Consider the following 15,211-nt stretch of genomic DNA (forward strand, 5'->3'; position numbering starts at 1 on the left):
GGGGGAAGCGATGACTGCTTTTTTCAAGAAACCAAAACGATATATGCCATTGCGTCAAAGAGAGCCAAAAATTGACGCACCACAGGGATTAATGACGAAATGTCCATCTTGTAAATATATGCATTATACAAAACAGTTGAACGAAAACCATAAAGTGTGTGACTGTGGCTACCATTTTCCACTTCATGCTCAGGAGCGTATTGACATGCTTGTCGATGAAGGGTCATTTGAACGTTTTGCCGGACCTTCCGTCAAAGCGAATCCGCTCGACTTCCCTGACTATGAAGAAAAGTTGAGTAAAGACCGCGAGCGAACAGGAATTGAAGAGGCGGTCGTTTGTGGAAAGGCGACTATCGATGGACTACCACTCGTCGTTTGTGTGATGGATGCTCGATTCCGAATGGGATCGATGGGCGCTTACGTAGGAGAAGCGATTGCTTCTGCTGTCCGCCGAGCGACGTCACTTCGTCTACCGGTCGTCTTATTCACCGCATCAGGTGGCGCACGGATGCAAGAAGGGATGGTCAGCTTAATGCAGATGGCGAACACGTCGATCGCATTAAAAGAACACGATGAAGCTGGGCTTCTCTATATCGCCTACTTGACGCATCCGACGACAGGTGGAGTTTCAGCAAGTTTTGCGATGCTCGGTGACTTAAACGTCGCGGAACCGGGTGCGCTAATTGGATTTGCCGGAAGACGAATCATTGAACAGACGATTCGAGAAAAACTTCCGGAAAACTTCCAGACAGCAGAGTTCTTACTCGAGTCTGGCCAATTGGATGCGGTCATCCATCGTGAACAGATGCGTTCGTTCTTGAAGAAAATGATCGGATTACACGATGGGGGTGTTCATCATGTTTGACCCAATCAAAGAAGTGACCGAACAATTAAATAAATTGCGTGAAACAGCCGAAACAAAAGGGATTGATCTATCACGTGAGATCCGTCACCTTGAGTTGAAGCTCGACCGATTAGAAAAAGATATTTATGGGAATATGAAACCGTGGGACCGCGTACAATTGGCGCGAAACCCGAAACGCCCGACAACACTCGATTACATTCATCATATGTTCCCAGATTTCATGGAACTCCATGGCGATCGACACGGATATGATGATGCGGCGATTGTATCGGGACTTGCGACATTTGAAGGGGTTCCGGTGACCATCATCGGACATCAGCGTGGTCGAAATACGAAAGAGAACATGAAGCGAAATTTTGGGATGCCACACCCGGAGGGATACCGAAAAGCATTGCGTTTCATGAAGCAGGCTGAGAAGTTTAACCGTCCAATTTTGACATTCATTGACACGAAAGGGGCTTATCCAGGGAAAGCCGCTGAGGAGAGAGGTCAAAGTGAAGCGATTGCTCGAAACTTGTTTGAGATGGCGACATTAAAAGTACCGATTGTATCTGTCGTCATCGGAGAAGGCGGTTCTGGTGGCGCGCTAGGAATTGGTGTTTGCGACCGATTATTGATGCTTGAGAATAGTACGTACTCGGTCATCTCTCCAGAAGGTGCAGCGGCACTTTTGTGGAAGGACGCCAAACAAGCAGAACGCGCAGCAGAAACGATGAAAATTACGGCACAAGATTTGTTCAACCTAGGGATTGTGGATGAAGTTGTAGGGGAAGTATATGGCGGTGCTCACGTTGATGTCTCATTACAGTCATCACTCTTGAAACCTGTATTACTACAGCATATGAACGAGTTGCTCGATCTGTCGACTTCTCAGCTCATTCAAGGACGTGCGACCAAATATCATCAAATTGGCACAATTAGTGAGTGAAAACGGTAACAATGGCTTTGAATATAGCATTATTCATTCATCAAGTGACTGCTTTATGAGATACCCTATGCATTTTTTTCACATACTTGTGTTGTAAAACAAAGGTCAGACATGGTATTTTATTTTCAGATTTCGTTAAAACACATAAGAGGTGAGTGACGTGAATTTAAAACGTATTGCGGTATTAACAAGCGGAGGAGACGCTCCTGGAATGAACGCTGCTGTCCGTGCCGTGACCCGAAAAGCGATTTTCGAAGGTCTTGAAGTGTACGGTGTGTATAACGGCTACCAAGGATTAATCGAAGGTGATTTAGTCGAATTAAACCTTGGATCAGTCGGCGACATCATTCAACGTGGAGGTACGTTCCTTCGCTCTGCACGCTGTCCTGAATTCAGAACAGAAGAAGGACGCGCGAAAGCAGTAGAACAGTTGAAGAAGTTCAATATCGATGCCCTTGTGGTCATCGGTGGAGACGGCTCTTATCGCGGAGCTCAAAAATTGACGGAACTCGGATTCCCAACAATCGGCCTTCCTGGTACGATTGATAACGATATTCCGGGAACGGACGCGACAATCGGTTTCGATACAGCGCTCAACACGGCGCTTGACGCAATCGACAAAATTCGCGACACAGCTTCATCTCATGAACGCACATATGTGATTGAAGTAATGGGTCGCGATGCTGGTGATATCGCACTTTATTCTGGTCTCGCTGGTGGCGCGGAGTCGATTCTTGTCCCAGAACGTCCAGAAGAGTTGAACGCGATCGTGGAACGAATCAACCACGGGATTGCGCGCGGTAAGAAGCACTCAATCGTCATCGTTGCTGAAGGTGCTGGAAGTGCCGAAGAAATCGGTAAATTGATTGCTGAGAAGACGAACTCGGAGACACGTGTTACAATTCTCGGACACATTCAACGTGGTGGTTCCCCAACTGCTGCAGACCGTGTACTTGCAAGTCGTATGGGTGCTTATGCTGTTGAGATTCTTCTCGAAGGAAAAGCGGGCCGCGTTGTCGGTATCCGTAATAACCAGATGATGGATCTTGATATCGATGAGGCGCTCGACAACAACAAGCACACGATCGATATGCAATTGATTGACCTCGTCAACCAATTGTCGATTTAAACGAAGTAAGTTTGCAGAGACGGGATCAGGTCTACGGCCCCCCGTTTTCTGCATGTAAGTTGCACTATATCCCCTAGGAGGTTTTTATATTATGCGTAGAACGAAAATTGTATGTACGATTGGACCGGCTTCTGAGAAGCGTCTTCCTGAAATGATTGAAGCTGGAATGAACGTTGCCCGTCTCAACTTCTCACACGGTGACTATGAAGAGCATGGCGCACGTATCCGTGACATCCGTGAAGCGGCGAAAGCAGCTGGAAAAGTAGTCACAGTACTTCTTGACACGAAAGGTCCAGAAATCCGTACACATACGTTTGAAGATGGAAAAGCTCTTCTTGAAAAAGGGAAAGAAGTTACAATCGTTTCAAGCGAAGAAATCGTTGGAACGAAAGATCGTTTCTCTGTGACGTATGAAGGTCTTTACGAAGATGTAGAAGTCGGTTCACACATCATGCTCGACGACGGTCTCATCGGACTCCGTGTCGTGGAGAAACTTCCGAACCGCGACCTCCGTTGTGTGATTGAAAACGAAGGAATCATCAAGACGAAGAAAGGTGTTAACTTGCCAAACGTCAAGGTAAACCTTCCTGCCCTCACAGACAAAGATATCGCAGACATCGAGTTCGGTATCTCGCAAGACATCGACGTCATCGCAGCATCATTCGTACGTCGTGCGTCTGACGTGGTAGAAATTCGTCAATTGCTTGAAAAGCACAACGCGTCACACATCAAAATCTATCCGAAAATCGAGAACCAAGAAGGTGTGGATAACATCGAAGAAATCTTGGCGATTTCTGACGGCTTGATGGTTGCCCGTGGTGACCTCGGTATCGAGATCCCGACAGAAGAAGTCACACCTGTTCAAAAAGAACTCATCAAGAAGTGTAATGACCTCGGTAAGCCAGTCATCACTGCAACCCAAATGCTCGATTCGATGCAACGTAACCCACGTCCGACACGTGCGGAAGCATCTGACGTAGCGAACGCTATCTTGGACGGAACAGATGCAGTCATGCTTTCTGGTGAGACAGCAGCAGGGGACTACCCAATCGAGTCAGTTCAAATGCAAGCTGCTATCGCAGAGCGTACAGAGCGCATGCTCGACTATAAGAACTTGTTGAAAGATCGTCAGAAGCGCAGTGAGCATACGGTAACGGATGCAATCTCACAAGCGGTTGCCCACACAGCAATCAACTTGAACGCCAAAGCGATCTTGACACCAACACAATCAGGATACACAGCGGCTCGTACTGCAAAATACCGTCCGGAAGCGAACATCATCGCGGTCACTGAATCTGAGCGCGTTGCACGTCAATTGAACCTCGTTTGGGGTGTATACCCGATCGTTGCTGAGACGATGCCGAACAACACGGATGAAATGTTGGTTCAAGCATCTGAAGCAGCTCGTCATGCTGGATTCGTCACTGACGGTGACCTCGTTGTCATCTCGGCTGGTATTCCTGCAGCGACAGCTGGTACGACGAACATGATGAAAGTTCATATCGTCGGTCACGCTCTCGCGGACGGACGTGGAATCGGCGAGCGCGGTGTCGTCGGAGAAGTCGTTGTCGCGAAAAATGCGGAAGAAGCAAACGCAAAAGCGAAAGACGGCATGATTCTCGTGGCACCATTCACAGATAAAGAAATGATGCCTGCTATCGAAAAAGCGGCTGGAATCATCACTGAAGACGGTGGATTAACGAGCCATGCTGGAATCGTTGGACCATCACTTCGTAAGCCAGTCATCGTAGGTGTGGATGCAGCTACAACTTCACTTCGTGACGGTCAGATGATTTCAATCGACCCGCTCACAGGTAAAATCTACAACGCATAATTGAACGACAATCGAACCGGCCTTCTTCAAAGGTCGGTTCTTTTTCCGTTCGAAGAAAGGAACACGTATGAGTGCCTATTTATTTTTAATCTTATTAGTACTAATTGGCGTGATTGCACAAAACCAGTCAATTATTATTGCCAGTAGTGCGCTACTCATTATAAAAGCGCTTGGATTTGGCGATCAGTTATTTCCGACACTCGCAGCAAAAGGAATCAGCTGGGGTGTGACGATTATTACAATCGCCGTCCTCGTTCCGATTGCGACTGGTGATATCGGATTTAAAGAATTGTGGAATAGTATTCGTGGTCCTGTTGGCATAGTCGCATTTGGTTCAGGAATCTTTGTAGCTTTAGCTGCAGCACAAGGAGTTCAGTTGATGCGCGTGGACCCGGTCGTCACGACGGCGCTACTCGCAGGTACGATTCTAGCGGTCGGATTCATGAAAGGTGTACCTGTGGGTCCGTTAATCGGTGCTGGAATTGCAGCCTTGATTTTAGGTGGATATCAAGTCGTTGAAAAATGGTTTTGATATTTTCTGACAACTGAAGCCGCTTACATTTCTTTTTTGCAATAAATTGTTTATACTATATAAAGGACAGGGTAAACGGAGACTGGGTGAATGCAGGGGAAAAGCCCGTCCCGTATCCTTATTCCCTACACATAGACTGTTTTTACGGTCGACCACTTTCAAACAAGACTGAGGGGGAGTTATGAATGTCAACGACAAAAGGGTTAGAAGGTATTGTGGCAGCAGCCTCAAAAGTCAGCTCAATTATTGACGGACAATTGACTTATGGAGGATACACCATTGATGATTTAGCGGACCATGCCACATTTGAAGAAGTTGTATTTTTATTGTGGAATGACCGCTTACCAAATGCAGAAGAATTGAAATCGCTTTCGGAGGCACTCGTTAAAGAAGCGACGTTGCCAGAAGAAGTGATTGATACGTTAGCACGTGCACCAAAATCAGCCAATGCAATGGCGACGATTCGCACGGCGCTCTCGCAGCTTGCTCTCTATGATGAAGAATCTGAAGATATGAGTGACGAGGCAAACATGCGTAAAGCAATCCGTCTTCAAGCTCAAGTTGCTACAATCGTGACGGCATTCGCGCGTCTTCGTAAAGGAGAGCAACCTGTTGCGCCGAAGCCAGGTCTCTCTTATGCAGCAAACTTCTTATACATGTTGAATGGTGAGGAACCAAGCGAAGTCGCAGAAAAGACAATCGATAAGGCGCTCATCCTCCATGCAGACCATGAGTTGAACGCTTCGACGTTCACAGCGCGTGTCTGTGTGGCGACGCTCTCTGATATGTATTCTGGTGTGACGGCAGCGATGGGAGCACTCAAAGGGCCACTTCACGGTGGTGCGAACGAAGCAGTTATGAAAATGCTCCATGAAATCGACACGGTCGACCGCGTCGAAGAATATGTACGTGGCAAATTCGAACGCAAAGAGAAAATCATGGGCTTTGGTCACCGCGTCTATAAGGACGGCGACCCACGTGCGAAACACTTGAAAGAAATGAGTCGTCAGTTGACTGCTCAAATCGGCGAGCCGAAATGGTATGAGATGTCAGAGAAAATCGATCATCTCGTCGAGACGGAAAAAGGATTGAAACCAAATGTCGACTTTTACTCGGCATCAACATACTATGCGCTCGGTCTTGAAGAAGACCTCTTCACACCAATTTTCGCCGTATCACGGATGTCTGGCTGGATCGCGCACATTCTCGAGCAATATGCGGACAACCGTTTGATTCGTCCACGCGCGGAATATGTCGGTGAAACAAGCCGTAAATATGTTCCTGTGAGCGAACGTTAATTCGAGACACATTTTAGACAAAAGTTTGGTAAACTAACAAGTGACGTAGGTCGGCGTACGCGTCGACCTACAGTAATGTACTTAGGGGGATTCATTATGTTGACACAAGGACAAAAAATTACAGTTGAAAACGGTGTATTGAACGTACCAAACGTTCCGACGGTGCCATTTATTATCGGTGACGGCACAGGACCTGATATTTGGAATGCGGCTGTTCGTGTATTTGACGCTGCGGTTGAAAAAGCATACGGCGGCGAAAAGAAAATCGAATGGATGGAAGTATACGCTGGTGAGAAAGCTTATAACGAAAAAGGTGAGTGGCTCCCGGCAGAAACACTCGATCAAATTCGTGAGTACTTGATTGCCATCAAAGGACCGCTTACGACACCGGTCGGTGGTGGAATCCGTTCATTGAACGTTGCACTTCGTCAAGAGCTCGACTTATACACATGCCTTCGCCCAGTTCGTTACTTCACAGGTGTTCCATCACCAGTAAAACGTCCTGAAGACACAGACATGGTCATCTTCCGTGAGAATACAGAAGATATCTATGCAGGAATTGAGTACGCTTCAGGAAGCGACGAAGTGAAAAAACTCATCAAATTCTTGCAAGATGAGATGAACGTGAACAAGATTCGTTTCCCAGAGACTTCAGGAATCGGCATCAAGCCAGTTTCTTCTGAAGGAACTGAGCGTCTTGTCCGTGCTGCAATTGAGTACGCAATTGATAACAACCGTAAATCGGTCACGCTCGTACACAAAGGGAATATCATGAAATACACAGAAGGTGCATTCAAAAACTGGGGTTATGCACTTGCTGAAGCGGAATACGGCGACAAAGTGTTCACATGGGCACAATACGATCGCATCAAAGATGAGTCTGGTGAAGCAGCTGCGAACGAAGCTCAGTCGAAAGCTGAAGCTGAAGGCAAAATCATCGTCAAAGATTCAATCGCTGATATCTTCCTCCAGCAAATCTTGACTCGTCCACGTGAGTTCGATGTCGTTGCGACAATGAACTTGAACGGTGACTACATCTCAGACGCACTTGCTGCACAAGTAGGTGGAATCGGCATTGCACCTGGTGCGAACATCAACTACATCACAGGACATGCAATCTTCGAAGCGACACACGGTACAGCTCCGAAATATGCTGGTCTTGATAAAGTAAACCCATCTTCAGTCATCCTTTCAGGTGAGATGATGCTTCGTCACATGAACTGGAACGAAGCGGCTGACCTCATTATCAACTCGATGGAGAAGTCAATCGCTTCGAAAGTTGTCACTTATGACTTCGCACGTCTCATGGACGGCGCAACAGAAGTGAAGTGCTCTGAATTTGCGGATGAATTGATCAAAAATATGTAAGTCATACGAATAAGTCGCCAATTGAGGGGGAGAGCTCATGATTCGTCGTAACAAAATTTCTGTAATTGGAAGTGGCTTCACCGGTGCAACTACTGCACTGTATCTGGCTCAACGTGAGCTAGGGGATGTCGTCCTACTCGATATGGAAGAAAAAGTTGGACCGACGAAAGGGAAAGCGCTCGACATGCAAGAAGCAGCACCAATCCAAGGGTTTGACGCTTGGATTACCGGAACATCAGATTACGCAGATACGGCTGATTCGGATATCGTCGTCATCACTGCGGGAATCGCGCGTAAGCCTGGAATGAGTCGAGATGATCTTGTTGCGACGAACGCGAACGTGATGCGTTCCGTCGTCAAAGAAATCGCTCGCTATTCGCCGGAAGCGATTTTGATTGTCTTGACGAACCCGGTAGATGCGATGACCTATGCGGCGTTCAAAGAATCGGGTTTCCCGAAAGAACGCGTCATCGGGCAATCTGGTGTACTGGATACGGCTCGTTTCCGGACGTTTGTCGCACAAGAATTAAACGTTTCCGTCAAAGATGTATCTGGATTCGTTCTTGGTGGACATGGCGACGATATGGTGCCTCTCGTGCGTTATTCATACGCCGGTGGCATCCCGCTTGAGAAACTCATACCACATGAGCGAATCGAGCAAATCGTCGAGCGGACACGAAAAGGTGGCGGTGAAATCGTCCAACTTTTAGGTGATGGATCAGCGTATTATGCGCCAGCTGCTGCAATCGTAGAAATGGCTGAGGCGATTTTAAAGGATCAACGTCGAATCTTACCTGCTATTGCTTACTTAGAAGGCGAGTATGGATTTAACGATTTGTATCTAGGCGTTCCGACCATTCTTGGAAAACATGGCATTGAGCAAGTACTCGAGCTCGATTTGACGGATGAAGAGAAAGCGGCGCTTTCGCGATCTGCAGACTCTGTTCGCTCCGTATTGGGCGTCTTATAAGTAAAAGTGCTTCCTGCAATCTTGTGGGAAGCACTTTTTTTGCGGTTTCCATCTTGTGGGGCGTGCTACACTAAAAGTGGATTTGTTTTGTTTTTGTAAAGATTTGCTTTGAGGTTGGTCGTTTCAAGCTTTGATTTGTAAAATAGAGAGTGACATTTGATGGATCAAGAGGAGGAAGTAGTGTGGCTGATAAAGTAATTGTTGTCGATGATGAAGTATCGATTGCGACGTTATTAAAATTTAATTTAGAACAAGCTGGTTTCGAGGTGGAAACTGCGCATGATGGAAAAACCGGATTGGAATTGGCTGAAAAGAAAGATGCCGTCTTAATCGTGCTCGACTTGATGCTTCCGGAAATGGATGGACTTGAAGTGTGTAAACGACTGCGTCAACAAAAAGTCAATACGCCGATTTTGATGCTGACAGCAAAAGACGATGAGTTTGATAAAGTCCTCGGTCTTGAACTCGGTGCAGACGATTATTTGACGAAGCCGTTCAGTCCACGCGAAGTCGTGGCACGTGTCAAAGCGATTTTAAGACGCTCTGCCCCACAAGAGACTGCGGTCGAAGAAGATGTCATTCAAATCGGTAACGTAAAAATTGTCGCCTCTAACTACGAAGTGTTCAAGCAAGGTGAACGCCTCGAATTGACACCGAAAGAATTCGAATTGTTAGCCTACTTGGCAAAAAACAAAGGGCGGGTGCTCACTCGAGATCAATTGCTATCGGCTATTTGGAATTATGATTTTGTCGGTGATACGCGAATCGTCGATGTCCATATCAGTCACCTTCGTGAAAAAATCGAGCCTGTCACGAAGAAACCGACGTATATCAAGACGATTCGTGGACTCGGCTATAAAATGGAGGAGCCGACTTCGGAATGAAGACGTATCGCTCTAGATTCATGACGACGCTCATCCTACTCGTCACGGGCGTCCTCCTGACACTTGGCATCGTACTCGGTCAGCTATTCAAAGATTTTTATTTAGATTCTGAGCGAGACCGCTTAAAAGAGGATGCTCAATTGGCCGCCTTGTATCTTGAAGGAGGAGAGCTAGACGAGATTCGCGAGTATGTCGGTCAAATCGATGACGGGAGTAGCTTTGATATTTTACTACTCAACAGCAGGATGGAAGTCATCGCCGGGACGCCATTTCGTGTCGGATCAATCGATTATAAAATTGAACCGAGTCTAGTACCCGATGAAGGGACGTTCGGTGCAGCGGATGAGGACGAACTGATCCAGTTCACAAAACCAATCGAACTAGCAACAGGCGAAACAGTCTACTTGACGTTCATTCGTTACGTGTCCGACCTTGAAGGGGTGTATGATCGAATCTGGCTGACGATTGCACTGGCGCTATTCTTTTCATTTTTCATCATTTTGTTCGTCCTTCAACATTTGACGAACCAATTCATCCGACCGATCGATGAGGCGACGATCGTCTTACGGGAGCTGGCGGATGGGAATTACCGAGCTCGTGTTTATGAACTGAGAAACGATGAAGAGACCGGCAGTCTGGCGGGATCGATTAATGTCCTCGCCAGAAACCTGGAGTCAATTTCACTTGGAGAATCGGTTCAGCGGGCGAGACTCGAATCGCTGATTGAATATATGGGGGCTGGTCTTCTTCTCGTGGACGAGCGAGGCATCGTCACGTTAGTCAACCGATCGTATCGGGAGATGTTCCAATATGATGACTTGTCGATTGGACAATTTTATCATGGGATTCTACCGAGTCCTGACGTCGAGTCCCTGATTGAGGATGTTTATTTGACGGAAGAAGTCCATCGCCGTCAACTGTCGATTCGAACCGGCTTCAATCAGAAAACGTATATGGTATCTGCTGCGCCGATTTTCAGTGATACCGGAATGCTTCGTGGTACCACGCTTTTATTCAACGATATCACGGAGTTGAAGCGACTCGAGAAGATGCGGAAAGACTTTGTCGCGAACGTCAGTCATGAACTGAAGACCCCACTCACGTCCATTCGTGGATTTAGTGAGACACTTCTCGACGGTGCAAAAGAAGTGCCTGAACTCCGAGACCAGTTTTTAGACATCATTCAAAAAGAGGCGACGCGGATGCAGGTGCTTGTTGAAGATTTGCTTGAGCTGTCGAGATTAGAACGTGATGATTTCCAGATGGAACTGGTCTTTGTCGATTTGAACCAGCTCGTCGATGAAGTATGTCTCCTGCTCAGTCAGAAAGCGAGAAAGAAGTCAATTCAGCTAGAGGCCAAGCATCATGGGACTGCTGTCTTGCAAGCTGACTTGAACCGTATGAAGCAAGTCATCATGAACCTTGTCGCAAACGCCATTAATTATTCTCCTGAAGGAAGTCGCGTTGAGATTTCTGTCGAAGCGGAGGGGGACGCATACAAGTTACGAGTGAAAGACAATGGAATCGGGATCGCTGAAAAAGAAGTGAGTCGCATCTTTGAACGATTTTATCGTGTCGACAAAGCGAGAAGTCGAAACTCAGGGGGGACAGGTCTTGGTCTTGCCATCGTGAAACACATCATTGATTTGCATCATGCATCAATCGATGTCGATAGTGTCGAAGGGAAAGGAACGACGTTCACAATCACGTTCCCGAGGGATTAATTTTCCAGGTTACATTCACTTTACAAAACCTTGCTATTTCATTCATATTTGCTTTACAAAACCTTGCTATTCTATGGATGAGACCTCTTCATCATCTCGTGAATCGATCGGTGCTCATCTCCACACGGTCGAGAATTTGACCCTTTTCTATTCGTAGAAAAGGGTCTTTTTTTTCGAACGCATGTACCCGTATGGTATGATGGATGAAGAGAAGAATGGAGGTCGATTGAATGAATAAACTACTAGTCCTAGATGGGAATTCCTTAACATATCGTGCGTTTTTTGCACTGCCTCCGATGTCGGACGCGTCAGGTCGAAATACGAACGCGGTGTATGGTTTTACGATGATGTTGTTGAAATTGATGGAGGACGAGCAACCGACGCATTTCGCTGTTGCGTTCGATGCATCAAAGAAGACGTTCCGTCATGATACGTTTGCCGAGTACAAAGGAGGGCGCCAGAAAACGCCTGGGGAATTACGGGAACAATTTCCCCTCGTGCGCGACGTCTGTCGGGCCTTTGGCATCTCTGTCTTAGAGCTCGATCAATATGAGGCAGATGATATCATTGGTACGCTCTCAAAAGATGAATCGTTTGATCAAGTGACGATTGTGACGGGAGATAAAGATTTATTGCAACTCATCAACAATCGCGTGACCGTCTATTTGACGAAGCGAGGCATCACCGATGTCGAAAAAATGAACGAGACGGCATTCCAAGAACGTTATGAAGGACTACAGCCGATTCAGATGATCGATTTAAAAGGACTGATGGGGGATAAATCGGATAACATCCCTGGAATACCAGGGGTGGGTGAAAAGACGGCACTCAAGTTGATTTCAACATATGGTACCGTCGAGGCCCTATACGAACATACAGATGAACTAAAAGGGAAACAAAAAGAAAAGGTAGAGGCGAATGAGCGGGAAGCGAAAATGTCAAAACAATTGGCGACCATTTATACGGACGTCCCGCTTGATGTAACCGTCGACGACCTGGTGTTCAAGCCGTATGACGCTTCCGCCGTGAAGCCCCTGTTCATGGAACTTCAATTCAAATCCTTGATTGGCAAACTGTCGGACAGCTCTACAGAAGAAACGGTTGAAAAAGAAGTACGACCGACGATCGACCTTTCTGATCAAGATTTGTCGCGGGCCGTTCTGTTTCTTGAGCAGTTGCACGATGATTATTTTGAAGAGACTATCGTCGGGGTTGCGATCGCATCAGATCGTGGAGTGACGATTGGCGATGTGACGCTGCTACAAGATGAGCGAGTCAAAGAATGGATTGAAGATGAATCCAGGACGACCATTTGTCTCGATGCCAAACAGACAATCATTCAGTTGAAACGCCAACAGCTATCCCTTCGTGGTTATGAGGATTTACTCGTTGCCGGCTACTTATTGAACTTATCTGGTGGAACGTCACTCAGCTCGATTGCTTCTCATTTCGCATACCCTCTTGAAGAAGATGAAACGGTATATGGGAAAGGTGCAAAAATCAAAGTGCCGGAAGAGAATGTGTTCCATACGCATCTCGCTGAAAAAGCACATGCGATTTTGACGTTATTTGAACGGGTCGTTTCAGAACTGAAAGAAAACGAGCAGACGGAACTGTATGAAGCGCTCGAAAAACCGCTCGTCTCGGTGTTGGCTGAGATGGAGTGGGCAGGTATTCATGTAAATGTTGAGACACTTCAGCATATGGAGACAGATCTTCGAGAGCGTCTAACCGCACTTGAGGTGACGATTCATGAATTGGCCGGGGAACCGTTCAACATCAATTCGCCAAAACAGCTTGGGGTTGTCCTATTTGAAAAATTAGCGCTACCTCCTGTGAAAAAGACAAAGACGGGATACTCGACCGCAGCGGATGTACTTGAAAAGTTGGCACCGCTTCATCCAATCATCGAGAAAATCATGCACTATCGCGAACTTGGTAAATTGCAGTCGACCTATGTAGAAGGGTTACAGAAAGTTGTGAAAGAAGACGGCAAGATTCACACTCGATACACGCAGACGTTGACGCAAACCGGGCGACTCTCGTCAGTCAATCCGAACTTACAAAACATCCCGATTCGATTAGAGGAAGGACGTCGTATCCGTAAGGCGTTCACCGCGAGCGAACCTGGCTGGGTCCTTTATGCGGTCGATTACTCGCAGATTGAACTCCGGATTATGGCGCATATGTCACAAGATGAGAAAATGATGGCTGCTTTCTTACACGATGAGGATATCCATACCTCGACGGCGGCGAACGTCTTCAAAGTCGCAAATGAAGAAGTCACTTCCCTCATGCGGCGCCAGGCGAAAGCGGTCAACTTTGGAATCATTTATGGAATCAGTGATTACGGCCTGTCGCAAAATCTAGGAATCACGCGAAAAGAAGCGCAAACCTTCATCGATACGTACTTTGAGCAGTTCCCAGGAGTGAAGACGTTCATGGATGCCGCGATTGAACGGGCTCGTGAACATGGTTTCGTCGAGACGATGTTAAAACGCCGGCGGAACATCCCGGATATCCATTCTCGTAATTTTAACTTGCGAGGATTTGCCGAGCGTACAGCCATCAATACTCCGATTCAAGGAACGGCAGCTGATATCATCAAAAAAGCGATGATTGACGTCGATCACGCTCTTCAATCGTCACATCTTCAATCCAAACTGTTGCTACAAGTTCATGATGAACTGATTTTTGAAGGGCCGGCAGAAGAGATGGAAGCATTAGAAAAATTGGTGACAGATGCGATGGAACATACGGTGACACTCGATGTACCGTTACGCGCGGACGGAGCCGTGGGAACAACATGGTTCGATACGAAATAAGAGGATAGAAAGGAAGTCAGTATGCCAGAATTACCAGAAGTCGAAACGGTTTGTCGTAGATTGCGACCTGCCGTTTCCGGAAAGACGATTCAGTCCGTCGATGTGCTCGACCCTAAAATCATTCGGGGACATGTGCCTGATGAATGGGTACACCACTTGATTGGAGAGACCATCACGGATGTGGAACGTCGTGGGAAATTTATCTTATTCAAATTAACAAACGGGTACCTTGTCTCCCATCTCCGCATGGAAGGGAAATTCTTCCCTTATGAGACAATTACAGAACCGGCCAAACATACACATGTCGTCATCAACTTCACAGATCAATCGACGTTACATTATAACGACGTGCGTAAATTTGGTACGATGGAATTACGGACGAATGAAACGGTTCACACGACACCTCCCCTTTCGCTACTTGCGTTCGAACCGTTTGACGAACGTGTGACAGCGGAAGCGTTGCATCGACGTTTAGAACGGATGAAGACGCGTGCCATCAAGACGGCACTACTCGATCAATCGATCTTCGTCGGATTAGGGAATATTTATGTGGATGAAACACTGTTTCGCGCCGGCGTGCATCCGACACGACCAGCGGCTAGTTTGACACGTGAGGAAGTAGAACGTGTACGCGTGGAAGCGGTCGCTGTACTGAGTGAGGCGATTGAACGTGGGGGAAGTACAATTCGTAGTTATACAAACCCAGACGGGGCTACGGGAACGTTTCAAGAGACGCTTTATGTATACGGACAAGCGGGTGAGCCGTGCCGTCGCTGCGGACAGGAAATCGAAAAGATGAAACTAGGCGGGCGTGGCACGCATTATTGTCCACGCTGTCAACAACGTTAAGGAGT

At 47.0% G+C, this 15,211-nt stretch carries 12 protein-coding genes; all 12 read left to right on the plus strand.

Features of this window, described 5'->3' with window-relative positions; translation table 11 throughout:
- Window positions 1-10: 10 nt before the first annotated feature.
- The 12 genes from accD (at window position 11) to mutM (ending at window position 15,206) form a co-directional block, all read left to right on the plus strand.
- Complete coding sequence (gene accD / locus KNO85_RS04510) at window positions 11-865, plus strand: acetyl-CoA carboxylase, carboxyltransferase subunit beta (RefSeq protein ID WP_214787295.1); 855 nt, start codon at window positions 11-13, stop codon at window positions 863-865.
- Window positions 858-1,793, plus strand: a complete 936-nt coding sequence (locus tag KNO85_RS04515) for an acetyl-CoA carboxylase carboxyltransferase subunit alpha (RefSeq protein ID WP_251126883.1) — start codon at window positions 858-860, stop codon at window positions 1,791-1,793. The genes accD and KNO85_RS04515 overlap by 8 nt, the downstream gene beginning before the upstream one ends.
- Before the next feature lie 160 nt (window positions 1,794-1,953).
- Window positions 1,954-2,922, plus strand: coding sequence for a 6-phosphofructokinase (gene pfkA, locus KNO85_RS04520; protein ID WP_214787299.1), 969 nt, complete (start codon window positions 1,954-1,956; stop codon window positions 2,920-2,922).
- A 91-nt stretch (window positions 2,923-3,013) separates the two neighbouring features.
- The gene (gene pyk / locus KNO85_RS04525) at window positions 3,014-4,756 is read left to right on the plus strand and encodes a pyruvate kinase (protein WP_214787301.1); all 1,743 of its coding nucleotides are present in this window, start codon (window positions 3,014-3,016) and stop codon (window positions 4,754-4,756) included.
- Window positions 4,757-4,823: 67 nt separating this feature from the next.
- Window positions 4,824-5,288: a DUF441 domain-containing protein gene (locus KNO85_RS04530; protein WP_214787303.1), complete on the plus strand. Its 465-nt coding sequence runs from the start codon at window positions 4,824-4,826 to the stop codon at window positions 5,286-5,288.
- A gap of 185 nt (window positions 5,289-5,473) precedes the next feature.
- Window positions 5,474-6,586 (plus strand): citrate synthase, encoded by a 1,113-nt coding sequence (gene citZ, locus KNO85_RS04535; RefSeq protein WP_214787305.1) that lies wholly within the window; start codon window positions 5,474-5,476, stop codon window positions 6,584-6,586.
- Between the two features lie 99 nt (window positions 6,587-6,685).
- Window positions 6,686-7,954: an NADP-dependent isocitrate dehydrogenase gene (gene icd, locus KNO85_RS04540; protein ID WP_214789804.1), complete on the plus strand. Its 1,269-nt coding sequence runs from the start codon at window positions 6,686-6,688 to the stop codon at window positions 7,952-7,954.
- A 37-nt stretch (window positions 7,955-7,991) separates the two neighbouring features.
- The gene (gene mdh, locus KNO85_RS04545) at window positions 7,992-8,924 is read left to right on the plus strand and encodes a malate dehydrogenase (protein ID WP_214787307.1); all 933 of its coding nucleotides are present in this window, start codon (window positions 7,992-7,994) and stop codon (window positions 8,922-8,924) included.
- A gap of 182 nt (window positions 8,925-9,106) precedes the next feature.
- Entirely contained in the window at window positions 9,107-9,808 is a 702-nt protein-coding gene (locus tag KNO85_RS04550; RefSeq protein WP_214787309.1) for a response regulator transcription factor, read from the plus strand.
- A complete protein-coding gene (gene pnpS / locus KNO85_RS04555) occupies window positions 9,805-11,532 on the plus strand; it encodes a two-component system histidine kinase PnpS (RefSeq protein WP_214787311.1) in 1,728 nt (575 codons plus the stop codon). Before KNO85_RS04550 ends, pnpS begins: the two co-directional genes overlap by 4 nt.
- A gap of 230 nt (window positions 11,533-11,762) precedes the next feature.
- Window positions 11,763-14,357: a DNA polymerase I gene (gene polA / locus KNO85_RS04560; protein WP_214787313.1), complete on the plus strand. Its 2,595-nt coding sequence runs from the start codon at window positions 11,763-11,765 to the stop codon at window positions 14,355-14,357.
- A gap of 21 nt (window positions 14,358-14,378) precedes the next feature.
- The gene (gene mutM / locus KNO85_RS04565; RefSeq protein ID WP_214787315.1) at window positions 14,379-15,206 is read left to right on the plus strand and encodes a bifunctional DNA-formamidopyrimidine glycosylase/DNA-(apurinic or apyrimidinic site) lyase; all 828 of its coding nucleotides are present in this window, start codon (window positions 14,379-14,381) and stop codon (window positions 15,204-15,206) included.
- Window positions 15,207-15,211: the final 5 nt, after the last annotated feature.

The sequence above is a fragment of the Exiguobacterium sp. s124 genome (assembly GCF_018617485.1).
GTDB classification, from domain to species: domain Bacteria; phylum Bacillota; class Bacilli; order Exiguobacteriales; family Exiguobacteriaceae; genus Exiguobacterium; species Exiguobacterium aestuarii.

Excerpts from the sequence above, each read along its gene's own strand:
- citZ (WP_214787305.1), top strand. The coding sequence starts at position 5,474 with ATGTCAACGACAAAAGGGTTAGAAGGTATTGTGGCAGCAGCCTCAAAA.
- KNO85_RS04515 (WP_251126883.1), top strand. The coding sequence starts at position 858 with ATGTTTGACCCAATCAAAGAAGTGACCGAACAATTAAATAAATTGCGT.
- KNO85_RS04530 (WP_214787303.1), top strand. The coding sequence starts at position 4,824 with ATGAGTGCCTATTTATTTTTAATCTTATTAGTACTAATTGGCGTGATT.
- pnpS (WP_214787311.1), top strand. The coding sequence starts at position 9,805 with ATGAAGACGTATCGCTCTAGATTCATGACGACGCTCATCCTACTCGTC.
- mutM (WP_214787315.1), top strand. The coding sequence starts at position 14,379 with ATGCCAGAATTACCAGAAGTCGAAACGGTTTGTCGTAGATTGCGACCT.
- mdh (WP_214787307.1), top strand. The coding sequence starts at position 7,992 with ATGATTCGTCGTAACAAAATTTCTGTAATTGGAAGTGGCTTCACCGGT.
- pyk (WP_214787301.1), top strand. The coding sequence starts at position 3,014 with ATGCGTAGAACGAAAATTGTATGTACGATTGGACCGGCTTCTGAGAAG.
- polA (WP_214787313.1), top strand. The coding sequence starts at position 11,763 with ATGAATAAACTACTAGTCCTAGATGGGAATTCCTTAACATATCGTGCG.
- accD (WP_214787295.1), top strand. The coding sequence starts at position 11 with ATGACTGCTTTTTTCAAGAAACCAAAACGATATATGCCATTGCGTCAA.